This window comes from Enteractinococcus coprophilus, assembly GCF_006716305.1.
Lineage (GTDB): Bacteria > Actinomycetota > Actinomycetes > Actinomycetales > Micrococcaceae > Yaniella > Yaniella coprophila.
This window is the reverse complement of sequence record NZ_VFOU01000004.1, coordinates 227149-250401: the sequence shown is the minus strand read 5'-3', so window position 1 is coordinate 250401 and position 23253 is coordinate 227149. Positions and strand designations below refer to the sequence as shown.

The following is a 23253-nucleotide window of genomic DNA, read 5'->3' as shown; positions in this document are numbered from 1 at the left end:
CTTTCAGGTAGCGCAGTATATCGTAATAGGCGTGGACAACCGCATCCGAGAGCTTGAAGAGTCGCTAGCCGCTACGCTCGGATTCCTGCCCGAAATCGATATTGCAACATCGATCGTGGTGGTGGCTGTAGTCGTAGCCGGCTTGACTTTGCTTGCCCGACGCCCGGATGTGGCTCTGCGCACCCGTCAACGACGTGAATCCCGCCAACGAAGGAAAGCAATGCATTCTTCCCCCACTTCGACGCACTCCGGCGGCACTGGATTCTCAATTCGCTGGGGCCGCTTAGGTATTTTTGCGGTCGGAGCCCTCTCACTCATCACCGTGTTGATTTCCGGTCTCGCCGGAACCTTTGGTGCAGGTACCTGGCTGCTGGCCGGGATCAGCCTGCTCATCACCGCAGCATGCTACGGCATCCTGCGCGGTCTTGTCATATTGGATTCCAAAAAGCGCGCCCGAGAACGTGAACAGCTCACCATTTCTGAAGGCCTTGAGACCTCCATTGCTACCTACACCACTGACCAGCGCGTACCGTCTGCAGTGCGCCGTAATGACGAGGTCTTTGATTTTGCTGATGAACCAGAACAGCAGCAAGCCATCGAAGAAGAGACTGAGGAACCCGTAGCGGATGCACCGGCACCGATTCCTGCTCGGATTCCATTACCACGCCCGATTTATCTGGACGCTCCAGAGGTACAACGAGAAGCACCACGGCCACTAGACACGCCACAGGATCCCCTCCCGTCGCGGGACGTGCAGTTATCTGAAGGTGTCTCGAGCGAATATCAAGAAAAGATTTCCGAAAAGGCCAACACCCGGCTGGATCTGGACAAAGTTCTCAACCGTCGTCGGGCGATCTAAGGTCTCGCGCTGTGTTCACCGGTGGGTTTGGACCATTTGAGGCTACCCAACTCACCGAAGCCCTCACCGATGTCCTGGCACGGTCCGGACGTCAGCTCGACAATGCCGTACTGCGTGATGTCCAATACCGCAGCGGAGATTACTATGCCATCGTGGAAGCCTTGGTGCGCCTGCCCGGGGGAGAGGCACACCAAGCGTTCTACGGCATCACAACTGCACAAGTACCGACCGAAGCTGTCGGCTATTTCGTCACCGCTGCCGACACACATATTTTCATCTGGCAACACCCCGCTGATCCCTTGTTACCGGGTCTTCGCTTAGCCGCCACACCAGCCCAGGTGCGCGAGCATTTTGCACCCGACCGGGATCTGACAGCTTTAACTGCGGTTATTTATCGCCCGCTGAATCGCGCGGTGTTTCGAGCCAGTCTCGCACCAATAGCAGCGGGTGGCCTCAGCGATACGCTCTTTTTGAAAGTGCTGCGTAGCGGCACCGCCCAACCGGTATATGCGATGCATCAGCTGCTTGCAGCTGCAACAGTGCCGGTTGTTGAGCCGGTCACCGAACCTATCTCAGATGTCTTGGCCCTTGTCGGCGGTCAAGGTATGCCACTTGGTGATTACATCCGTGCCGAGGGAGCACATAACCGGTTTAACTGTTTTGAACTCATCGAGATTTTGGATCGCTTCCCAACCGAAGTGATGCAACGACCCCAGCAGCCCTCTTGGGCAGACCGCTACCAGGAATTTATGCTGGCTGCCCACCGTGCCATGCCCAGTCAACGCGAACGCCTCACACGCCTGGGGGATCGGTTCGAACGCGCCCACGACAGCATCCGGCTCGGGCCTATCGTGCCGACCCACGGAGATCTCTATGAGGCGCACATCCTGGTCGATCCGATCACCGGCAAGATCCAGCACCTGCTGGATGTGGACGGGGCTGGGCCCGGCTACCGGGTCGATGATTATGCGTGTTTGGTCGGCCACTTAGCAGTGCTGGGCTACAACGATGCACAACCCTGGGGCTGGCAGAGCGCGATGCTCACCTTCCAGCGTCTGGCAGAACATGCCCATCCAAGAACCTTGGCGGTCCGTGCTGCAGCCGTGGTTGTCAGTCTTATCCCGACATATCAACCACACGCCGACGCGGCGGCACGTGGTAGGGCATACCTTACCGTGGCAGAAGCCCTGATGGATCTTGCCTAGTCTTCGAAAAACGTCTCGGTAATGAACTCATACTCCGGCTCGAGCGGGGTATCAATCTGGATCCGTTCGGCTTGGAGGTTCACCCGTTTGGCTTCAGCCTCATCGCCTTGACCACGCAGCGCGGTAGCTAAACCTAATAGGGCGGCCTTGCGCAGTTGCGGCTTGATACCGTCAGCATCAGCGATTGTGGAAAACAGGGTCATGGCCTCAACCCATTTGTGTTTTTCAACCAGAAACTTCCCGGCTAGCAGCTCGCAGCAGTGGCCCATGGCGAGCTCGGCTTCATCTTCAAACATATCCGCCGCCGTCAGCGCGGTCGCCACAGCCTTATTGGTCTTGCCAAACTTCGCATAAGCCCGTGCCTTCAGGCGGGTCAGATCTGCTGCGACATACCGGACGTCGTCGTTACTGGCCAGTGTGATCGCCTGGTCATAGAGTTTCAGTCCTTCAGGTTTCGTCTGCTCACACAGCAGCTTCGCCAGTTCGCGTAACCCCTGGGTCTCGACCGCCGGGTCTTCTGATGCTTTCGCCATCTCGACGGCCTGACGCAACAGGTCTTCGGCTTCAGAATACATGTGTGTATGTTCGGTTTCTGCAAGTTTCATACCGGCGGCAAGACTCGTGCGGGCGGCTTCGCGGACTCGATCGACCTTGATAAACGCGTCTATCGCGTCGCGCCAGTGTGTCACGGCGTCCCGGTAGCGTTCCTGGCGGGACACGGCGTTGGCTAGATCAATCAGCGCATGGGCTAAGACGTGGTGGTTGCCGTTTAACCGTTCCCGAGTTACTAAGCCGCTCAACACTTCTTCGGCTTCGGTCACTTCTCCGGCATCCAGCAGTTGGTGGCCCAAGGCAGCGACCAGGCCTGAGGCTTCTTCAACCTCGCCCTGTTCTGCCTGATCCACCGCGACCCGCCAGGCCAAAACAGACAACTGGTGCTTCTCTGCTCGACGGGCAACTGACGCCACCAAAGAAGCCGCAGAAGCAGCGCCGGGTCGAATCTGTAACCGAGCGTAGAGTTCCAAAGCGCGCAGACCAAAGGTGGCCGACTGCTGCATGTCATTACGGTGGTGAGCGATCACGGCTTGCATCATCCACATCGCGGCACGTACGGCGCGGTTGCAACCGGAATCCAAGATGGCCTTTGACAGCTCATCGGCGTCATCGACCTCTTCGTTCATAAATTTCAGGTGGGCTAGGAACATTTCGGTGTTCGCCAACGAGCCAGCTGAAAGTCGGTAGCCGGCATCGGCACGACGACGTTGTAGATCTACGGCTTCTTCGATCGCGTCGAGGGCGTCGTCAGCTCGCATCTGGCTCATGTGATGTACGGCTAGACCGATGAGGACATCGGTCAAAACTGTGTCGATGGTGTCGAGGGAGCGTTCTTGATCGGCGACCCCTTGCAATACGGTGGCGGCAAACCCGTCGGCTTCGGCGAACAGAATGGAACCCAGTTGGTCTTCCATCTCTGCTTGGTGTGTCTGGCCGAGCGAGCGCAGCAATTTGGTGCGCTCTTGGATGGCACGCTGCATGCCGGTTTCGTCTTCAAGTTTGTGATGTACAGACGCTAAGAGGCGATAGAGACCAAGTTTGACGTCGGGATTGGTCCCAGCACTGGCTAAACCGTGGGTGGCACAAGATAGTGCACGGTCAAGATCATCGGCGTAGGCGGCTTCGTGCGCTAGATCTAACCAGCCACGAGCGGTGTGAGCAGTTTCTTGGTGCAGGTCAGCGACTGCCGACCGATTGCCTAGTAATGCTCGAAGCTTCGGTTCGACAAGTGAAGGGAGATCGGATTGGCTGTCTGATCCATCAAATTCAGCCGACGACGTCGAGAATTCCATGACTCATAGTCTAGTGATCACTTTGCGGACGTTGCGACCACTAGACTTGGAAAATATGGATTTTCTGTGGCGACCCGCGTCTTATGCGCTAATTACGAAAAAGGATGAAGTTTTGCTGAGCTTATGGGAAAGCTCGGTCGGCTCATTCTGGACCTTGCCGGGCGGCGGTATCGAGTTTGACGAACAACCCGAGACCGCTTGCGTCCGAGAAGTATGGGAAGAAACCGGCTATAACATTGCTCTCACAAGGTTCTTATCAGTATCCACACACGTGATTCCCAGGGAAAAACGTGTTCCCGGACAACACTTGCCGCTGCAGATTTTACGGTTGTTATACACCGCTGAGATTGTGTCGGGAACCCTGCGTCCAGAGGTCGGTGGGTCCTCAACGGACGCTGCCTGGATCCCAATCAGCCAGTTGCATAATCTCGACAAAACCAAGGGCCATCGAGTGTCGGAATGGGTTGAAGAAGCCTTGGAGATCTCGAAAAGCATCGGCCGTACACCCCAGGAGCCATAACCACGTGAGACATGCACACAGCTTGCGTTGGGCAGGACTAGTCGCCGCGGCGGTGTTCGTCGTTGGGTGTTCGGACCAGACAGCAGTTGAGACAAGCCAGCTCACCATCATGACGACGTCCAGGGCGCTCGACGAAGCCACCTCGATGGCGGTGGCAGAGTACCTGAAAGCCCAGGGCGTGGACGTGGAAATCCAACAGCACAGCGCACTATCGGAGGCATATGGGGCACTGAACGCACCGACCGCGCAGGACCAGGCGGTCCTCGGGATCCTCACAGCTCCGCAAGATCAACAGGCGGAAGAGCGCACAGTTCAGCTGCCCGAAGACCTTGAGATCGTGGCTCAAGCACCCGCTGAAATTGGGTTCGTGGCCACCGCCTCATCAATTACAGCTGCCAAATTCGCGCGACAGGTTGTCGAGACCGACGACCCGGAAATGCCAATGGGTGAGGCTTGTGCGGAACAGACCTGGTTTCATCCGCAACTGGATGAGGAATCCTTAGAGATCATCGGTGATGCTCTCGCCCAACAGGGCTGCGAGCCGACATTTGAAACCGTCGAAACGTTGGACGCTGAGACCTCTACGGAGCTGATCGAACAGCTAACTATGGAACCGAACACAGTGGTTATGCTGCGCGGAGTAAACCCTGCGATCAGTGATCAAGGGCTGGCAAGCCTTGATATCGAAACCCGGCAATGGCCTCACAGCAATATCGTTGCAGTCTCGCACATCGATGCCGACAATCCTTTGGCTGCTGAAGTGGGTGAAGTGTTGGACGTGCTCAATAGCGACGCCGCCACGACGCTGATGCGCGGCTACTACAACGCTCAAACTTCAGTCTCAGATTTGCAGTACGAGGTCGATGATGCGGTTCGGTATTGGCTAGCCGAAGCGGATCTGATCGATCCCGACACAGTGATCAATATCACCGACGACAATGATTAGTTGTCATCTACAATCGACCTAAACTCAAAGGTTTCAGGAGGACCCGGTGCCCCGCACTTATCGCGATATTCGCCAATCATCCAAATTACTCAACGTTCGCTACGACGTGCGAGGTCCTATCCTGGAAGAGGCGCAACGCCTGGAAGCAGCTGGTCAACGCATTATGCGGTTGAACATTGGCAACCCCGCGCCCTTCGGTTTTGAAGCGCCGCATGAGATTCTCAAAGACATGATCGCTAACCTGCCCGAGGCGCAGGGATATTCCGATTCCAAAGGTATTACTTCAGCCCGCCGAGCGGTTTCGCAGTACTACGAAACCGAAGGCATCATGGACATCCGCAGCGACGATGTTTTCATCGGTAACGGCGTTTCGGAAATGATCTCCATGGTGTTACAAGCGCTGCTTGATGACGGCGATGAAGTGCTCATCCCAGCCCCCGACTATCCGCTGTGGACCGGGGCCACCACACTGTCGGGTGGCAACGCTGTGCACTACCGGACTGTAGAAGAAGAAGGCTGGATCCCAGATCTGGATCACATTGAAGCTCGGGTCTCGGCACGGACCAAGGCCATTGTGATCATCAACCCGAATAACCCAACCGGCGCCGTCTATAACCGCGAAACTCTTGAGGGCATCTTTGAAATTGCTCGCCGGTATGGGTTGGTCGTGCTGTCCGATGAGATCTACGAAAAGATCCTGTATGAAGATGCTAAACATATTCACGCAGCCTCGATTGCCGACGACGTCTTGGTGCTCACCTTCTCTGGCCTGTCTAAGGCGTATCGGGTGGCGGGCTATCGTGCCGGTTGGGTGGCCGTCTCCGGGGCAAAACACCGGGCGACTGACTTCCTTGAAGGCCTGACGCTGCTGGCCAATATGCGCATGTGTTCTAATGTGCCAGCCCAGCACGTCATTCAAACGGCTTTGGGCGGCTACCAATCGATTAATGATCTGATCTTGCCCGGCGGCCGATTGCTAGATCAACGCAATGTGGCTACGAAACTGCTGCGTGAGATCCCAGGCGTCACCGTCCAAGAACCCCACGGCGCGCTCTATGTCTTTCCGAAACTCGATCCGGAACTGTATCCGATTGAAAATGACGAAAGCTTCGTCATTGAGTTGCTCCGCCAACAACAAATCCTCGTATCTCATGGTGGAGCATTTAACTACCCGGATACTGACCACTTCCGGTTGGTCACGCTGCCATCTGTACAGCAATTGACCGATGGCATCGGTCGGATCGCAGACTTCCTAGAAGATTACCGCTACCGTCACGCCTAGCCAGCGTTGGTTGCACCCGGTTCCTGGTTGTGTTGAGTCTGCGCGCGGACTTCTTCTAATCTCGAGCGTGCACCCTCGAGCCAGGATTCACAGCGACGAGCCAGCGCTTCACCGCGCTCCCAGAGGGCTAAGGATTCTTCAAGCCCGGCGCCGCCGGCCTCAAGTCGTTCTACAGTCTGGATGAGCTCGGAGCGCGCTTGCTCATAGCTCATGGTGTTGATGTCGGAAACATCCGCCGACGAGAAGCCTTCGACGGCAGGTTGAGGTTGCTGTTCAGTCATGGGATTGCTCCTTAGGATGTTTCGGTTACCGAGGTAGTGGTTGCACTCAGGCGGCCCGCTGCCACCAAAATATCGAGTTCATCGCCCAGCGAGACAGTCGAGGCATCACGCAGGATCGTGTTGTCATGCTGGACCACCGCATACCCGCGGTTGAGAGTTTGTTGGGGTGACAGCGACCGGACTCGGGCTTTGAGCTGTTCAATATGGTCGGTCGCGCGATGGAGTTGGTGCCCAAAGGTTGCTCGAGAACGGGTGACCAACTGATCGATCTCTTCGGCGCGCAACTGGATGATCGTCTCTGGTTGAGCCATGACCGGTCGAGAGCGAAGCTGCGCGATCTGCTGACGTTGTACATCTACGAGACGTTGCACCGCCTGTGCCATGCGCGTGCGCACATCCATGATGCCCGCCAGCTCTATGGCAGCGTCGGGGACAATATTTTTCGCCGCGTCAGTGGGCGTGGAAGCGCGGAAATCGGCGACGTCATCTAACACTGGGCGGTCGGCTTCGTGACCGATGGCCGATACCACCGGTGTAGTCAACTGGGAGACTGTTCGCACCAGGGCCTCATCCGAGAACGGCAGGATCACCTCTTCGAGGGCTCCGCCACCACGTGCGACCACAATGACATCAACGCTAGGGTCCCGGTCGAGAACGTGTAACGCGGCGCTGACTTCATCGGACACTCGGGGTCCTTGCATTGCAGCGTGGATCACTTCGAAACGGGCAACAGGCCAGCGAAGCCACACATTGCGTTGGACATCATGCATCGCATCCGAATCACGGCCAGTAATTAACCCGATGGTATTCGGTAATACCGGCAGTGGTTTCTTGCGTTCCGGTGCGAACAGGCCTTCGTCGGCTAGCGCCCGGCGCAGGCGTTCAACGCGGGCTAATAGCTCACCAATACCCACCGGGCGCATGTCGTTGACGACCATAGTCAACCGGCCGGTCTTGGTGTAGAAGTTCGGCTTGACCAAGGCGACGACGCGGGCGCCTTCTTGAATCGAAGGATCTAGACGATTGGCGGTGCGAGACCAGGCGACAACGGGCAGGGACATCTCGACGTCGAGGTCACGCATGGTCATCCACGCATGACCACGGCTGACACGGTGTTCGATGAGTTGACCTTCGACCCAGGTGGGGGAGATCCGCTCAATATAGTTCTTCAGATTTTCCGACAGGCGCGACAGCGGCCATGGGCTCTCTGGCGTCGTATCGGCTGCAAGCTGCGGTTGAGCAGGCCTATCGGGGGTTGGAATGTGTTCAGACATAGCTACCACTTACACTAGATTTGGAACACCACGATGATTTCACACCCACGACATTGTGAAGAGAGCAGGATTCACGAATGCGTAACTTCTTGGCGGTCATCTTAGCGATCATTGTCGGTCTCACTGCTTCCTTTGGGCTGGTGTCGTGGAAACTGAGCGAACTGATCCATCAGCCCGAACCTGTCCAAAATATCTTAGCTTCCGGGGAGTCGGCTGAAGAATTCAAGGCTGCCGTGCCCAGCGCTGTCGGGAATCTTGCGGCAGATACGACGGGCGTCGCGCTCGTGGACGACGCGTTGAACCAAGCCGTGGCAGAAGCCTCTGCTCGGATCGTGGGGCACGACGATTTCGATGCGGCGTGGGCAGAATCGCTGGAACAAACTCGGGCGGGATGGTTGCAGGACATCACGGTGTTACGTGATCGGATGGAAACCGGAGAAACTCTTGCCGATAACGCTACCGATGCGCAACTCGATTTACAGCTAGGGCCGGTTACTGACCTGACGTTATCGATGATTGAAGACGCGGTCACTGAAGCCACCGTGGACCTACCGGGCGTAGAAACCCCTTTGCTCCAGCTTGATGCCGAATCCGAAACAACGATTGCGACCCCAATTCCACCGGTGAGTTTCTTGACTGCTGAACAGGTGGTCATGGTGGAAGAATTAATGACCATGTGGCCGGCGATCTTGGCGTTGGCAGCGATTATCTTTGTGATGGCGTTGGTTGTTGCTTCCTGGGGGAGTCGTTGGCTCGTGCTGCTGGTTTCCGGGTTGGTCGCTGCGGTGTGTGCTGTGGCACTCAAGCTCGGGTCTATGTGGATGCAAAATACCGTGGTGGAACGCACTGAAGGTGACCCAAACCAGGCGTTGGTTCGGTCACTGCTGGATGCCGTTCAGGACTGGGCGGACCCGCAGCTGCTGGTCTTTGGTGCCACAGCGATTGGTGTTGGACTCTTAGGTATCCTGGGTGGTTTTATTTCCGCTAATCGTCGGCGTTCGTACCGCTAGTCTCGATACCGCACCGCGGTTTGTCCATCTGGTGAATTCACGTGGGTATCTGGACCACCAGGGACGACGTCGGTGTTTTGGGCTGATACCGCACGCCAGTAGTCACCTTGTTCATCGTGCAGCCGAGTGACTACAAAGCTAAAGACAGTGCGACGATCCTCAGCTAGTTGCCCGTCTGGGGTGTGCTGTCCGGTGACGGTCACCCGGGCGTGAACGACGGCGTGATCAGCGCCGAGCATTCGGATCTCGGTTCGACCAACATTCATGGTGGAGCTGCCGAAAATATGAGCGAAACCGAATTCGTGTGCTTTCCGGATGCGTTCTTTCGTCGTCCACCACAGGCCGGTGACGTTGACGAAGTCGGCGTCTTTGACAAAGAGTTCCGCTAGCGCGTCGGCATCGTGGGCATTCCAGGCTCGTTGGAAATCAGTAACAATAGATTTGGGTGATTGCCGATTCATGGTCTTACTCCGTCTGGGTACTGCCAACGGTTGCATCAATATTGGCCTGGAGTTCCGGAGCGGTGACATCCCGGGTGCTCTGCTGTACGGGCTCTGCAACAGTAATCGTGTCTAACGAGGCATCCAGTTCTTCGAGACGTCGAGCAGAAGGTAGCACTCGACCTTCAAGCGTTGCCATCATCGAGTTGAACCGGGTGACCGTCGTGTTGATTGACTTGCCCAGGGAGTCTAAACGACGGCCTAACAACCCGAGACGTTCGTAGAGTTCGCGGGCTGACGCAAAGACGGTCCGGGCATTATCCACGAGGTTTTCCTGTTGCCAGGCATACGCAACCGATTTCAACGTCGCTAACAGCGATACCGGAGATACCACTGCTACACCTTGGCTAAACGAATAGTCCAAGAGTTGGCCGTCGGCCTCCAGAGCTGCAGACAGGTGAGATTCTGCCGGCAAGAACAACAACACCAGATCCGGTGTATTGTCCAGGGCATTCCAATATTTTTTGGTTCCCAGGTCTTTGACGTGTGCTCGAAGTGCTCGAGCATGGGCTGCTTCAAATTCGGTACGACGCCGTTGGTCTTCTTCGGTTCCGTCGGCCGGAATTTCGGCAGCTTGGAGAATGGCTGACATGGGTGCCTTGGCATCCACGACCAATGACTTGCCACCCGGCAGATGCACGAGCATGTCAGGACGGAATTGTTCGCCATCACGCTCAGCGGTGTTCACGAGCAGGTTGACTTGTTCTTCAAAGTCCGTGTGCTGCAGCATTCCTGCGGCTTCAACAATGCGTCGCAATTGGACTTCACCCCAGTGGCCCCGAGCAGATGAGGAACGCAGGCTCGCAACGAGCTTCTGGGTGTTTTCTAGCAGTGCCGAGTCGGTCAGGTGGGCGGTGCGCAACTGCTGAGATAGCTGACCGTATTGTTGGCCACGATCGCGTTCTAGTTGGGCAACCTGGGTACCCAACTGGTCGAGCTGCTGGGACAACGGGCCAAGCATCTGCAAAATCTGATGCTGCGATTGGAACTGCTGGCGATCTTCGGTGCGTTGCCGATCGAGCAGCTCAGCACGGGTCTGCGCGGTGGCTAACTGCTCCCGCAAGGCCGCCTCGGTTGTGCCATCCGATGGTCCGCCCGCGCTACGTTTCCCAATCACATAGCCGCCGATGAAAAACAGCACGGCAATCAGAATACACAGCACAATCGCAGTCGAAATCTCCATGCCTCTAAGCCTGGCACATCGAACGGACATGATAGGCCTGGCGCGCTGAGATAACTTTCTGGCGTGCCACCGATAGCCGGTACTTGCGGTATCGGAAAAGACTGGCACAATGTAATCTATGCAACACCCAACCGAATGGAGCGCTCGTGGCCGAAACTAGCTTGCGGAACAAGACCGTGTTGATCTCTGGAGGCAGCCGTGGCATTGGACTAGCCATTGCAAAACGCCTGGCATCAGACGGGGCCAATATCGTTTTATTAGCTAAAACAGCGCAGCCGCATCCCAAATTGCCCGGGACCGTCTATACGGCTGCAGAAGAAATCCGTCAGGCTGGGGGACAGGCCCTGCCGGTCGTTGGTGATGTCCGCGAGGAAACTGATGTACAGGCAGCCGTCGACGGCGCTGTCAACGAATTCGGTGGTATCGACATCGTCATTAATAATGCATCAGCCATCAATCTCGAGCCAGCCTCCGATATCGAGATGAAACGCTATGACTTGATGCAGGACATTAATGCACGCGGCACTTTCCTGCTCACCCGGACTGCACTGCCACACCTGAAAGCCTCAGCAGACCCGCGAATCCTTAGCTTGTCACCACCGCTGAATCTCTCACCAAAATGGTTGGGTGCGGCCCCGGCCTACATGATGGCCAAATATGGGATGAGCCTGGCCGCTCTGGGCATTGGTGCCCAAAACAACATCCCGGCAACTTGTTTGTGGCCGAAAACGACAATTCAAACCGCAGCGGTCCAGTATGCGTTGGGTGGTACCACCATGTATGAACGCTCCCGGACGCCCGAGGTGTATTCCGACGCAGCACATGTCGTGCTGACGGCAGAACCAAGCCGGTATGCGGGTCAGGCAATCCTCTGTGAAGACGCCTTAGAAGATGCGGGAGTCACGGATTTTGCGAAGTACTCGCCGGGTGTTGATTCAGCGGACCTCGAAAAGGATATCTTCGTCGACTAACCACTCGATAGGCTCACTGCTGATAGGTGCCCAGGCACTCAACCTTTTATCTACGGCCACGGGAGCAGCATGCATGAATTGACCTTAGCCACACTGGGCAAAACGATCGAAGAGCATGACACGGTTGTCGTTGATTTCTGGGCGCAATGGTGTACCACTTGTACACGTTTCCGGCCGATCTTCGCCGACGTCGCCGAACGGGTTGATGACGTGCAGTTCGCCACGGTCAATACGGACCAAGAACAAGATCTGGCCGCGATCATGGGCATCCGCTCTTTGCCCACGATCGTCGCGTTTCGCAAAGGCAAACACGTCTTTGCGAAATCGGGCGTTACCACCCGCAGACAATTGGCCGAGATCATAGAACAGATCAAAACAATAAATCCAGACCGCTAATTGACCTTCGCCTCGGAGTTATCCACAGTTTCGGCAATATGTTCCGCGGGCTTCTTGGCGTGGTGTCAGAGTTGTGATCATCCGAACCGTTGCTAGGCGACAGGAGAACACAATGAACACCACAGCAGATACCACACTGCGGATTCGCGAATTTACCCGCCGCGAGAAAACCTGCATCCGACAAGACGTCAAGCGCTTTGAAAAGATCGGTCGAGACCATCGCTGTGCCAATCTCGACGAATATGCCGACTTTGTACGCGAACGTCTGCGATACACCGACGAAGGGCATTTCACCAGCAAGTCCGTTTCGCTGGTCAGAGGACTGATCTCCTATGTTGGAGATCAGCTCATACGGGCAACCAACCTCGAAAGAGTCATGACAACCCTGAAACTGGCACCCGGATGGCTCTTGCGAGACCCCGGGACGTATCAGACAGTTTTTGTCGGAGACGTGGTCATCGACTACCTCCTCATGCACGATTTATGGGCCCCAACCTTGGACGACATCATGGATGAGCTAGTTGAGTGGAATGACGGGTATTTGGACAAAGAAGACCTCTACACACATCACGTATGGGATCCCGAGATTGGACTCAGTGACTATCTGGTCGCCTGAAATCTCGCCCACCCATGTCCGTTACATACTTGCGATCCTTGTTCGTGAGCGTCGAAAACAATGTGAATAGGCATAGTAGCGAAATCGAATGGTGACACGGCCGTAGAGCGTGATCGAACCCAGGCATCTTCACCTGAAGTGTGAAAAGGTTAAACGGACAGTATTTCCTCTCGCACGCTCCTGGGCACATCGAAAGCGAGGCGCAGCTAGATGCCAGCAGATCATGAGCACCACGATCACACCAGCCACGCCGTTCAAGAACACGATCATCACTCCGAGTACGAACACCCCGCCGAAGATGAGAACCACCACGCACATGCACATCACGGCCACGGCGATCATAGCGATCACGTCCGGCAATTCCGCAGGCTATTTTGGATCAACCTAATCATTGCCATTCCCGTGGTTCTATTTTCGCCGATGTTTGGCCACCTGTTGGGGTATACCGTGCCAGATTGGGCACTATGGGTCGCGCCCTTACTCGGCACGGTGATGTATTTCTGGGGTGGATGGCCGTTTTTGACCGGAGCAGTCGGCGAGATCAAAGCGAGAGCTCCCGGGATGATGCTACTCATCTCGTTGGGCATCACGGTGGCCTTCATAGCCTCCTGGGCTGCCACCCTCGGATTGGTCGCCTCTGATCTTGAATTCTGGTGGGAACTGGCACTGTTAGTGGTCATCATGCTGCTCGGCCACTGGATTGAGATGCGGTCACTAGAACAAACAACTTCTGCACTAGATTCGCTGGCCGAATTATTACCGGACGAAGCCGAGCGCCTCGAGGGCGATCAGATCGTCAGCGTGAGCCCTGACCAGCTCGTGGTTAACGATGTCGTTCTTGTCCGCCCCGGGGCAAGCGTACCCGCCGATGGTGAGATCCTCGACGGGCAGGCGTCAATGGATGAATCCATGATTACCGGCGAATCACATCCGGTCCACCGAGGCGTTGGCTCAACCGTCACCGCCGGGACAGTCGCCACTGACTCGGGACTGAAAATCCGTGTCACGGCTACTGGCGATGACACCGCATTGGCCGGTATCAATCGGCTGGTCGCCGAAGCACAAAGCTCGTCATCTCGAGCACAACGCCTTGCGGATCGAGCCGCCGCATTACTGTTTTGGTTTGCGCTTGGTGCCGCTGTCATTACGGCGATCATCTGGTTTATGGTATCCGGACCAGATGTGGCCGTAGCACGTGTCATTACCGTGTTGGTCATTGCCTGTCCACACGCGCTGGGATTAGCTATACCGCTGGTAGTTTCTATCGCCACGGAACGTGCTGCTCGGGGCGGAGTGCTGATCAAAGACCGATTGGCACTAGAAGCCATGCGCGAGGTGGACACCGTGCTATACGATAAGACCGGCACGCTCACCAAAGGTGCTCCGACGGTCACGCACGTGGAACCCGTAGGAAAGTACTCCGCCGTGGAAGTCTTAGAACTTGCCGCAGCTGCCGAACAGCCCAGCGAGCACCCTTTAGCCACAGCCATTGTAAAAGCAGCCCACCATCGTGGCATACAGCTTCCACCAGCTTCCCAGTTCTCATCTTCGCCCGCGGTCGGTGTCTCAGCAATCGTCAATGACCAACACATTCAAGTTGGCGGACCGTACCTCTTACAGGAAGCACAACAATCAGAGATCCCCCATGCGCAGCAGTGGAAGAATGAAGGCGCCATCATCTTGCACGTACTGTGCAATGGCGAAGTGATTGGTGGACTCAAACTTGCGGATGAGATTCGTCCTGAATCTCATGATATAGTCCACGCATTGCATCAGCTGAGCATTGAGGTCGTCATGATCACAGGCGATGCCGAAGCGGTTGCTCAAGATGTGGGGCGACAGTTAGGGATCGACCGCATCTTTGCCGGAGTGCGTCCTGAAGACAAAGCCGCAAAGGTGGCCCAGCTACAACACGAAGACAAAAAAGTCGCGATGGTCGGGGATGGGGTCAATGACGCGCCGGCACTCGCGCAAGCAGATGTGGGTATAGCCATTGGTGCGGGAACTGATGTGGCCATTGCATCGGCGGGAGTCATACTTGCGAGTTCCGACCCGCGGTCCGTGCTGTCCGTCATTGAACTGTCTCGCGCTGCCTACCAGAAGATGAAACAAAACCTATGGTGGGCCGCAGGCTATAACCTGCTCGCTGTCCCACTCGCTGCAGGGATCTTGGCACCCATCGGATTTGTCCTCCCGATGTCAGTCGGCGCGATCTTGATGTCTCTGTCGACCGTAGTGGTAGCACTGAACGCGCAGCTCTTACGCCGAATTGATTTGGCCCCTGAAACCAGCACAAAAGCAGTACTGCAAGCCGAAGCAACCTCAGTCAATCAGTGAACGGATAGCAGGACTTTGGTCGGCAACTTCTGAGACTGTGGCAAGGATGAGGTTTTGCATCGCGGCCGCAGCCTTGCTCAAGGTGACATCTCGACGGTGGGCCAGTGAGATAGTTCGCATGAGTGAGGGCTCGATCAACCTGGATGACGAAAGATGAGGGCGGTCCAGGAGGACCGTGGCTGGAACGACTGCTACTCCCAGACCCCGTTCCACGAAACGCAGGACAGCATCCATCTCCGCGCCCTCTAAAACCACGTTTGGATCTAAATCCATTTGCTGATAAGCGTCCATCGTTGCGGCACGAAGGTCATAGCTTTGCGAAAAAACAATTTGAGGTAACTCTGCTAACTGTTGAAGAGTTAGCTGCTGTGTATGCTGACCAGGATGCTTTTGACTGGAGGCAATCACCACGAGTTCTTCTTCAAATAGCGGAATATGGTCCAAGCTTTCCATTGCGGACGGATCGTGCTCAGAAGCAACAACGATGGCCATATCAAGACTGCCGCTAATCAATTCGTTCAAGAGGTTATGTGACCCAGATTCACGTAAATGCAGATCCACCCCGGGATAATCCTGATGGTAAGGGCCCACCACCTCCGCGACGACAGAAACACACATACTCGGCGGTGCACCGAGACGGACTCGACCGCGTCGCAGACCTGCTAGTTCCTGCATTTGGAAGCGAATCTGTTCTGCATCGGCCAACATTCGAACAGCTACGGGGCGGAGTGTTTCTCCGGCTGCGGTCAGTGTGATGTTGCCCCTAGCTCGGTGAAAAAGCTCCGAGCCGAGCTCGGCTTCTAACGTTGAAATCTGGCGGCTCAAGGTCGGCTGCGCGATATGTAATTGCGCCGCTGCCTTGGTGAAATGCCCCGTCTCAGCGACGGTGAGAAAACTTTCGAGCTGCTCTAGGTTCATGTCGATAGCATATACGCATCGATTCGAACCAAATAATTCATTGGACTAATCATTGACGGCTTTTTACCGTGGAGCCATGACAAGATTCAGAACCCATGAACAACAAATTTCTACCAGCGTCTTAGTGATCGGCACCGGTGGCTCAGGCTTGCGGGCTGCCATTGAATTAGCCGAGCACGGGGTCGAGGTGACCGCAGTAGGTAAACGACCACGGCACGATGCGCACACTGCGCTCGCGGCCGGCGGGATTAACGCCGCCCTGGGCACGATGGATGTCGAAGATAGTTGGCAACAACACGCGGCAGACACTATCAAAGAAAGCTACAACCTGGCCGACCCTCGAACCGTGGAGATTGTAGCGAAAGGTGCTGCCGAAGGCATCAGCGACCTGGAACGCTACGGTATGGGCTTTGCCCGTGAAGCAGATGGCCGCATCTCACAACGGTTCTTCGGGGCCCACACTTTCCGCCGGACTGCCTTCGCCGGGGACTACACGGGATTAGAAATCCAACGCAGCCTGGTTAGACGCAGTGAACAACTCGAGATCCCCATTCTGGACACCGTCTACATCACCGATATTCTGACCGACGACAACCGAGTCTTTGGTGCCTATGGTTTCGATATCAGCGATGGTACTCGCTACCTTATCCACGCCGACGCCGTCATCCTGGCCGCTGGTGGGCACAACCGGATTTGGCGGCGGACTTCGTCACGCCGTGATGAGAACACGGGCGACTCTTTCCGCCTGGCAGTCGAAGCAGGAGCGCGCCTACGGGATCCAGAGCTAGTGCAATTTCACCCCTCAGGCATCTTGGAGCCTGAAAACGCTGCTGGAACACTCGTGTCTGAAGCGGCACGTGGTGAGGGCGGTATTCTTCGAAACGCACTGGGCGAGCGCTTCATGGAACGCTATGATCCTGAACGCATGGAACTGTCCACTCGGGACCGCGTGGCACTTGCTGCATATACCGAGATTCAGGACGGTCGCGGAACTGAAAACGGGGGAGTCTGGCTAGATGTTTCCCACTTACCGCGTGAAATTATCCTGAAGCGACTTCCACGGGTTTATCAGACCCTGATGGAAACCCAAATGCTCGACATTACCCGTGAGCCAATCGAGGTCGCCCCAACAGCGCACTACTCTATGGGTGGCGTATGGGTGCGATCGGAAGATCACTCCACTGAGGTCGACGGGCTCTACGCGATCGGTGAAGCATCCAGTGGGCTGCACGGCGCAAACCGGCTCGGAGGGAACTCGCTCATCGAGTTACTCGTTTTCGGGCGCATCGTCGGACAAGCCGCAGCTAAATACTCCGCGACCCTGCCGGCACAAACCCGTTCTGCAGATGCCATCGCGAACGCACGTGGCGAAGTCGACAGGCTACTTTCTGCAGATGGACCTGAAAACGTACGTGCCCTGCAGCGTGCCATCCGAGATATGATGACCGACTGCGCTGGCGTCGTCCGGTCCGAAGAAGGCCTGCAACAAGGTCTCGCGCGCCTCGACGAGATCGAAGCGCGCATGGAAAACGTGGGTATCCATCCCGATATTGCCGGGTTCCAGGATCTCGCACATGCCTACGATCTCAAGTCATCTGCGCTCGCAGCTCGTGCCACCCTTGAGGCAGCGCTGGAGCGCCGTGAAACTCGTGGGTGTCACAATCGCAGTGACTATCCAGATATGGACCCGGCCATGCAGGTCAACCTCGTCTGGTCACCGGAAACCGGAGTCACGCGAGAAGAAATCGGACCAATTCCGGAAGAGATCAGCGAACTGATCCGCGAAGTAAGTCAGGAAGGCAAACTGGTCGAGTAGGGTTCGCCTGGTGGTCTCACTTCCCAAGTAGTGGTGAGACCACCTTTGCGCGGCGCGGCCACAAGATGATCGTCGGCGGGGCAGAGGCACCGATTATTCCGCCGAAAGTTCAAAAACTCCCACAGCCATCTCTGGACCAATTCCACCAGGTAGAGTAGGGGCCGTGTCTTTATCAATAGGTTTTGTCGGACTGCCCAACGTCGGTAAGTCAACGTTATTTAATGCCATCACTCGCCAGACGGTTCTTGCCGCGAACTACCCGTTCGCGACGATTGAGCCAAACGTCGGGATCGTGAACCTCGCCGATGAGAGATTGGACAAGCTCGCGGAAATCTTTGGTTCACAAAAGTTACTGCCGGCAACTGTCTCATTCGTCGATATCGCTGGCATTGTTAAGGGGGCTTCCGAAGGCGAAGGTCTAGGTAACCAGTTCCTGGCCAACATTCGTGAATCCTCGGCCATCGCCCAGGTCGTTCGTGTCTTCGAAGACACCGACGTTATCCACGTTGATGGTGAGATCGATCCGTCCTCAGACATCGAGACGATCAACACCGAATTAATTCTTGCCGACATGCAGACCCTTGAACGCGCCATTCCGCGCGTCGAAAAAGAGGTCAAAGGCAAAAAGACTGATAAAGAAGTTCTTGACGCAATGCTTGCTGCCCAAGCAGTCCTGGAACGCGGCGATACCATCTTCTCGTCGATTGACTCCGACAAGCTCGAAATGGACTTGCTGCGGGAGTTAAACCTACTAACCGCCAAGCCATTTATTTACGTCTTCAACTCAGACGACGGCGTATTGGCTGATGAGGAACGTCAAAAAGAACTGGCTGACATGGTCGCGCCGGCTCAGGCGGTATTCCTCGATGCGCAGTTCGAGTCGGAGCTTGTTGATATGTCCGAAGACGAAGCCCGCGAGATGTTGGAGATGGCCGGTCGCGAAGAATCCGGAATGGACCAGCTAGCGCGTGTCGGTTTTGAAACCCTAGGCCTACAGACCTACCTAACAGCCGGGCCAAAAGAAGCACGGGCCTGGACTATTCACAAGGGTGATACCGCACCTGAAGCTGCCGGCGTCATTCACACCGACTTCCAGCGTGGTTTCATTCGTGCCGAAGTGGTGTCGTTCGAGGATCTCGTCGCAGCCGGTTCTATGGCTGAAGCCAAAGCGCAAGGTAAAGTCCGCCTTGAAGGCAAAGACTACCTGATGCAAGACGGCGACGTCGTCGAATTCCGCTTTAACGTCTAGCGTTATTGACGTGTCCCGTTATAGGCTGATGCCACGCTGCGAAGGATATCGCAGATCTCCGAATCCCACCTGGAAACCGGTTAGAGCAACTATCTGGCGACCGTCGTGGGCAGCACAGTATTCGTGGGAACGCGCAATGGCGTATCCGCTTCGTCTGGAGAGATGGAGGTGCAGACAATGTCGAACTCGTCGACTATCACTGAAGAAAACCTGATTGATCCCATTCACCCGGGAGAGGTCCTGATGGAGGACTTCATCGAGGGCTTTGGCAGCACGCAGAACAAACTGGCTGTTTCGATAGGGGTGCCGCCGCGCCGAATTAATGAGATCGTGCATGGTAAGCGGGGCATTACCGCTGAGACCGCTATCCGTCTGGCGCGGTACTTCGGCACGTCTGAAGAGTTTTGGATGAACTTGCAATCTCATTACGAGCTGCGACTTAAGCGTAGGATACTGCGGGATAAGATCGCTGAGATTACGCCTTTGAAGGTCGCGTGAGCCGTCTTCCCAGAGAAATTCGTATTGACATACTTGAGCGGTAGTCAACCAAGCGGCGTTGTGGATCGCACCGAACGCTACCTGTTGATCCGTCCTGGGTCGGTGTTACAGTGAGCAACAAGCACGGTCTCACCGTGTAACTGAGATATTTGATCTAAGGAGAATTCATGCCTCGTCCTGTTACTAACTCCGCCAAGACCGTCTGGAACGGCGATCTCAAATCCGGTAGCGGTACCGTCAGCCTGGAGACATCCCAGCTTGGGACTCTTCCAACGCACTGGAAAGCTCGCTCTGAGGAGTCCGAGCGCGGTACCACTTCCCCCGAGGAGCTCATCGGTGCTGCTTTAGCGACGTGTTTCTCAATGCAATTTTCGAACATGCTCTCCGAGAACGGCACTCCGCCGACCACCATTGAGAGCACCGCAAATGTCACATTCAACATCGCTGAAGGCGGCATTACCGGTATCGAACTTGTCAACAACTCGACGATCGAGGGTATCGAAGACGCTGACTTTCAGCGTCTTGCAGCTGAAGCCAAGGACACTTGCCCCGTTTCGAAAGCACTGCAGGGCGTGGAAATCACGCTGAACGCCACCCTCGCCTGATCCGAGACGAGAACTGCACGTCGTTGAACAACCCTTGCGGGATGGATTGCAGGGTGTTTGTCTGGATGGTGGAAGATATCTTCGATGATTCCAGGAGGATGTATGACTGAGAATTTGACCGGACAGACAATTGCGTTCGTCGCTACCAACGGCGTTGAACAGGATGAGCTGACCTCGCCCTGGGAAGCCGTCAAGAAAGCGGGAGCCACCCCTGTGTTGGTGTCCGATAAGAAAGACAGCATCACCGCGATGCAGGGCGACTGGGAACACGGAGATTCCTTTAGCGTTGATCGCCACATCAGTGAAGCGAAGGTCGAAGATTTCGACTCTTTGGTCTTGCCCGGTGGCACTTTGAACGCCGATGCACTCAGGACTAACGACGACGTTTTGAACTTCGTGCGCGGGTTCTTTTCAGCAAAGAAACCGGTTGCGTCAATCTGCCACGGCCCGTGGATACTCATTAACGCTGGTGTTGTAGAAGGACGCACCGTGACGAGTGTCGATAAGATCTCCATCGATTTGAAAAATGCCGGCGCGAATTGGGTCGACCAGGAAGTTGTCGTCGATAACGGCCTGACCACCTCTCGACATCCAGGCGATCTCGAGGCGTTCAACGCCAAGCTGCTTGAAGAAGCAGCTGAAGGGAAACACCGCCAACAAACCGTCTGACACTGCTCTTGCCAGTATGTCTAAGTGAAAGGCCCGTCACCGAGCGATCGGTGGCGGGTTTTTCATGTGCGTTATGGTGAGAACGAAAGCACTGTCATGATGAATGAGCCTTAGCAAACTCCTCCCCACTCGATAAAGGAGCCCTGACCGATGAGCTTCACCGTCTATCTTTCCGGCGAAATTCACACCGACTGGCGTGAAGAAATCCAGCGCGGCGCGAAGGCGGCCGGACTGGACATCGTCTTCACCGCACCGGTGACCGACCACCCCGCAAGTGATGCGGCCGGCGACCATCTAGGCGGAACCGAAAGCCAGTTCTGGCGTGATCACCAATCTGCCAAAGTCAATGCAATTCGCACGCGCACGCTGATCGAAAAGGCAGACCTAGTGGTGGTGCGCTTCGGAGACCAGTACAAGCAGTGGAATGCTGCCTTCGATGCGGGTTACTGCGCTGCGCTGGGGAAACCCTACGTGACCCTGCACGAGGCAGATATCGTCCATCCGCTCAAAGAAGTCGATGCCGAGGCTCAGGCCTGGTGTACGACAACCGACCAGGTCGTTGAGATCCTGCGGTATGTACTCAAAGCTTGAGATTAATACCTTGATCACGCACTGCTCTTGATGGGTGCGTAAGGCTGCCGCGAACACATGCCGTCAACTCATTCCTATTTTGCTGACTCGCTGCCAGGGCAGTCTGGCTGGCCGGTTGCACTGGCCCATCGTGGTGCCGACATACAACGCGAGAACACTCTAACTGCGGTGCGTAACGCAGTTAACGCCGGCTTTGGATATGTGGAACTCGATGTGCGCACCACCGCAGACAACAAGGTCGTGGTGTTCCACGATGAAACCCTCGACCGCATCACCACGGGGACCGGACCCCTCTCCAGCACCACGTGGGATGAGTTAGCATCCGTGCAGATCATCGGCGCAGCACCCCGCAACGAGATCATTTCTGAGCCGCTGGTGCTCTTCGAAGAGCTACTTGAGACGTTCCCGACGACGCGATTTAACGTTGATCTGAAAGACCGTGCGTCAGCTGCCCTGATGGTTGAGATTCTGCGACGCCAGAACGCCTGGTGCAGAGTGCTTATCACCTCATTCAGAGACGCCCATCGGCGGCTGTTCTTCGACAACCTGCGTTCGACAGACCCGTCCGTGGCGTCGTCTGGCGGCATAGAGACAGTCGTCCTCTTGCGGTCAACTCGCCGCATAGGTGCTTTCAAGGCTATGGTTCGTGGCCTGCGCCGGAGACTGCCGCTCGATGCGGTCCAGATCCCGATGCGCCAAGGGCCAATCCGGGTGGTGACACAGCGGTTTGTTGATGCCTGCCACGCAGCAGGGATTGCTGTGCACGTGTGGGTCATCAATGACCCGCAACAGATGAAAAACCTCCTGGCAATGGGCGTTGACGGGATTGTGACAGACAACGGGCCGGCGGTTGCTCAAGTGTTTGGCGCGAGGGGAATTTGGCCCCAGCGCTTGCAGAATCAGGGGTCATGAAACCTGTATGTACTACGCATACGGTAGTAAACAACCAGAAACCACTAGATTAGATGCACCGCTTGCCTACGAATGAGGCTGTATGTCTCGCATTACCACTAAGAACACACTTCTTACTTCGGTGCTGCTAGCGAGTCTATTGCTTTCAGGCTGTGGTTCTGAAGCATCAGCTCCGCGGGAGACCGACGATGTTCCGAGCGAAACCGCAACGGCAGAGCTAAAAAATGATACCGAAGTTTCCGCGGTGGCAGAAGACCAAGATCTCGGTGCAAGCGAGAGTGCTGATGCCGGGCAGGGAGATGTAGAGGCTGCCTTGGCTGAGCGGGGTCTTCAGTTTTCATGACGTGGACACTACAACTGTTCAGGTTCATATCGAGAGCTCACCACTGTTCCTTGGCATGATCCCAGAAGGTATGGATGAAGCCGACCGTGAGCAAACCGAAGCGAACATGGCTGAAATCATGGTATACGGCATGCAACATGTGCCCAGCTGATTACTCGCAGTGGGCGCAGGCAGTGATCGAACTGTACCCGGAGCACATCATATTACAGTAACTCAGATGGCGGGGCCTGATGGGATAACAGGCCCCGCGTGCGTCAACGCCAAGGAACCGGGGTCTTGGTGCGGCGATCCTTTCCCAAGTTTGCCAAAGGAGAGGCACTTTTCAGTCCATTTCTTGGCCGATATCCACAAGCATTGACATGGTAGGGCAGCCGGATTAGCGTCAAACCTACCAGGAGTGTGACGCGCACCTCGTCTGAGTCACT

The 23253-nt window shown here is 55.9% G+C and carries 26 protein-coding genes; 20 read left to right on the top strand and 6 right to left on the bottom strand.

Annotation, left to right across the window (positions count from 1 at the left end):
- The first annotated feature begins 31 nt into the window (after window positions 1-31).
- Entirely contained in the window at window positions 32-859 is an 828-nt protein-coding gene (locus tag FB556_RS12435; RefSeq protein WP_141868195.1) for a hypothetical protein, read from the top strand.
- 11 nt (window positions 860-870) lie between these two features.
- Window positions 871-2064, top strand: a complete 1194-nt coding sequence (locus FB556_RS12430) for a phosphotransferase (RefSeq protein WP_170200470.1) — start codon at window positions 871-873, stop codon at window positions 2062-2064.
- Here FB556_RS12430 and FB556_RS12425 read toward each other — a convergent pair.
- On the bottom strand, window positions 2061-3911 hold the full coding sequence (locus FB556_RS12425; protein ID WP_141868191.1) for a tetratricopeptide repeat protein: 1851 nt from the start codon (window positions 3909-3911) through the stop codon (window positions 2061-2063). The two genes, FB556_RS12430 and FB556_RS12425, sit on opposite strands and share 4 nt — an antisense overlap.
- A gap of 55 nt (window positions 3912-3966) precedes the next feature.
- On the opposite strand from FB556_RS12425, the gene FB556_RS12420 reads away from it, so the two are divergent.
- From FB556_RS12420 to FB556_RS12410, 3 genes are read left to right on the top strand one after another with little or no spacing between them, the layout of a single operon-like run.
- Window positions 3967-4431 carry an NUDIX hydrolase gene (locus tag FB556_RS12420; protein WP_141868189.1) on the top strand — a complete coding sequence of 155 codons (465 nt, stop codon included), beginning with the start codon at window positions 3967-3969 and terminating at the stop codon, window positions 4429-4431.
- A gap of 4 nt (window positions 4432-4435) precedes the next feature.
- A complete protein-coding gene (locus tag FB556_RS12415; RefSeq protein WP_141868187.1) occupies window positions 4436-5377 on the top strand; it encodes a hypothetical protein in 942 nt (313 codons plus the stop codon).
- Window positions 5378-5423: 46 nt separating this feature from the next.
- Window positions 5424-6659, top strand: coding sequence for a pyridoxal phosphate-dependent aminotransferase (locus tag FB556_RS12410; RefSeq protein ID WP_141868185.1), 1236 nt, complete (start codon window positions 5424-5426; stop codon window positions 6657-6659).
- On the opposite strand, the gene FB556_RS12405 is transcribed toward FB556_RS12410, so the two are convergent.
- Both FB556_RS12405 and xseA read right to left on the bottom strand, forming a co-directional pair.
- A complete protein-coding gene (locus FB556_RS12405; RefSeq protein WP_141868183.1) occupies window positions 6656-6940 on the bottom strand; it encodes an exodeoxyribonuclease VII small subunit in 285 nt (94 codons plus the stop codon). The two genes, FB556_RS12410 and FB556_RS12405, sit on opposite strands and share 4 nt — an antisense overlap.
- An 11-nt stretch (window positions 6941-6951) precedes the next feature.
- Window positions 6952-8214 (bottom strand): exodeoxyribonuclease VII large subunit, encoded by a 1263-nt coding sequence (gene xseA, locus FB556_RS12400; protein WP_141868180.1) that lies wholly within the window; start codon window positions 8212-8214, stop codon window positions 6952-6954.
- Window positions 8215-8291: 77 nt separating this feature from the next.
- Here xseA and FB556_RS12395 point away from each other — a divergent pair, with 77 nt between their 5' ends.
- On the top strand, window positions 8292-9224 hold the full coding sequence (locus FB556_RS12395) for a Link domain-containing protein (RefSeq protein WP_141868179.1): 933 nt from the start codon (window positions 8292-8294) through the stop codon (window positions 9222-9224).
- On the opposite strand, the gene FB556_RS12390 is transcribed toward FB556_RS12395, so the two are convergent.
- Window positions 9221-9685 carry an SgcJ/EcaC family oxidoreductase gene (locus FB556_RS12390; protein WP_141868177.1) on the bottom strand — a complete coding sequence of 155 codons (465 nt, stop codon included), beginning with the start codon at window positions 9683-9685 and terminating at the stop codon, window positions 9221-9223. The genes FB556_RS12395 and FB556_RS12390 overlap by 4 nt on opposite strands.
- A 4-nt stretch (window positions 9686-9689) precedes the next feature.
- Window positions 9690-10907, bottom strand: coding sequence for a DNA recombination protein RmuC (locus FB556_RS12385; protein ID WP_170200469.1), 1218 nt, complete (start codon window positions 10905-10907; stop codon window positions 9690-9692).
- A gap of 146 nt (window positions 10908-11053) precedes the next feature.
- Between FB556_RS12385 and FB556_RS12380 the strand changes: the two genes are divergently transcribed.
- From FB556_RS12380 to FB556_RS12365, 4 genes are all read left to right on the top strand, one after another.
- Entirely contained in the window at window positions 11054-11878 is an 825-nt protein-coding gene (locus FB556_RS12380; RefSeq protein ID WP_141868173.1) for an SDR family oxidoreductase, read from the top strand.
- 69 nt (window positions 11879-11947) lie between these two features.
- Window positions 11948-12274 (top strand): thioredoxin family protein, encoded by a 327-nt coding sequence (locus FB556_RS12375; RefSeq protein ID WP_141868171.1) that lies wholly within the window; start codon window positions 11948-11950, stop codon window positions 12272-12274.
- Window positions 12275-12386: 112 nt separating this feature from the next.
- A complete protein-coding gene (locus FB556_RS12370; protein ID WP_141868169.1) occupies window positions 12387-12890 on the top strand; it encodes a hypothetical protein in 504 nt (167 codons plus the stop codon).
- A gap of 210 nt (window positions 12891-13100) precedes the next feature.
- Window positions 13101-15227 carry a heavy metal translocating P-type ATPase gene (locus FB556_RS12365; protein ID WP_141868167.1) on the top strand — a complete coding sequence of 709 codons (2127 nt, stop codon included), beginning with the start codon at window positions 13101-13103 and terminating at the stop codon, window positions 15225-15227.
- On the opposite strand, the gene FB556_RS12360 is transcribed toward FB556_RS12365, so the two are convergent.
- Window positions 15213-16145, bottom strand: coding sequence for a LysR family transcriptional regulator (locus FB556_RS12360; protein WP_141868165.1), 933 nt, complete (start codon window positions 16143-16145; stop codon window positions 15213-15215). The genes FB556_RS12365 and FB556_RS12360 overlap by 15 nt on opposite strands.
- A 76-nt stretch (window positions 16146-16221) precedes the next feature.
- Here FB556_RS12360 and FB556_RS12355 point away from each other — a divergent pair, with 76 nt between their 5' ends.
- The 10 genes from FB556_RS12355 to FB556_RS13445 all read left to right on the top strand — a co-directional run bounded on the left by FB556_RS12355 (window position 16222) and on the right by FB556_RS13445 (window position 22979).
- Window positions 16222-17961 carry an L-aspartate oxidase gene (locus FB556_RS12355; RefSeq protein WP_141868164.1) on the top strand — a complete coding sequence of 580 codons (1740 nt, stop codon included), beginning with the start codon at window positions 16222-16224 and terminating at the stop codon, window positions 17959-17961.
- Between the two features lie 163 nt (window positions 17962-18124).
- Window positions 18125-19210 (top strand): redox-regulated ATPase YchF, encoded by a 1086-nt coding sequence (ychF, locus tag FB556_RS12350; RefSeq protein ID WP_141868162.1) that lies wholly within the window; start codon window positions 18125-18127, stop codon window positions 19208-19210.
- A 47-nt stretch (window positions 19211-19257) separates the two neighbouring features.
- The gene (locus FB556_RS12345; RefSeq protein WP_141868397.1) at window positions 19258-19413 is read left to right on the top strand and encodes a type II toxin-antitoxin system RelE/ParE family toxin; all 156 of its coding nucleotides are present in this window, start codon (window positions 19258-19260) and stop codon (window positions 19411-19413) included.
- A complete protein-coding gene (locus FB556_RS12340; protein WP_141868160.1) occupies window positions 19388-19708 on the top strand; it encodes a HigA family addiction module antitoxin in 321 nt (106 codons plus the stop codon). Before FB556_RS12345 ends, FB556_RS12340 begins: the two co-directional genes overlap by 26 nt.
- Before the next feature lie 167 nt (window positions 19709-19875).
- Complete coding sequence (locus FB556_RS12335) at window positions 19876-20313, top strand: OsmC family peroxiredoxin (protein ID WP_141868158.1); 438 nt, start codon at window positions 19876-19878, stop codon at window positions 20311-20313.
- Between the two features lie 102 nt (window positions 20314-20415).
- The gene (locus FB556_RS12330; RefSeq protein ID WP_141868156.1) at window positions 20416-20982 is read left to right on the top strand and encodes a type 1 glutamine amidotransferase domain-containing protein; all 567 of its coding nucleotides are present in this window, start codon (window positions 20416-20418) and stop codon (window positions 20980-20982) included.
- 150 nt (window positions 20983-21132) lie between these two features.
- The gene (locus tag FB556_RS12325; RefSeq protein ID WP_141868154.1) at window positions 21133-21573 is read left to right on the top strand and encodes a YtoQ family protein; all 441 of its coding nucleotides are present in this window, start codon (window positions 21133-21135) and stop codon (window positions 21571-21573) included.
- A 57-nt stretch (window positions 21574-21630) separates the two neighbouring features.
- Window positions 21631-22485 (top strand): glycerophosphodiester phosphodiesterase family protein, encoded by an 855-nt coding sequence (locus FB556_RS12320; protein ID WP_141868153.1) that lies wholly within the window; start codon window positions 21631-21633, stop codon window positions 22483-22485.
- An 82-nt stretch (window positions 22486-22567) separates the two neighbouring features.
- A complete protein-coding gene (locus FB556_RS13570) occupies window positions 22568-22828 on the top strand; it encodes a hypothetical protein (protein WP_141868151.1) in 261 nt (86 codons plus the stop codon).
- Between the two features lies 1 nt (window position 22829).
- Window positions 22830-22979, top strand: a complete 150-nt coding sequence (locus FB556_RS13445; RefSeq protein ID WP_170200468.1) for a hypothetical protein — start codon at window positions 22830-22832, stop codon at window positions 22977-22979.
- Window positions 22980-23253 lie beyond the last annotated feature (274 nt).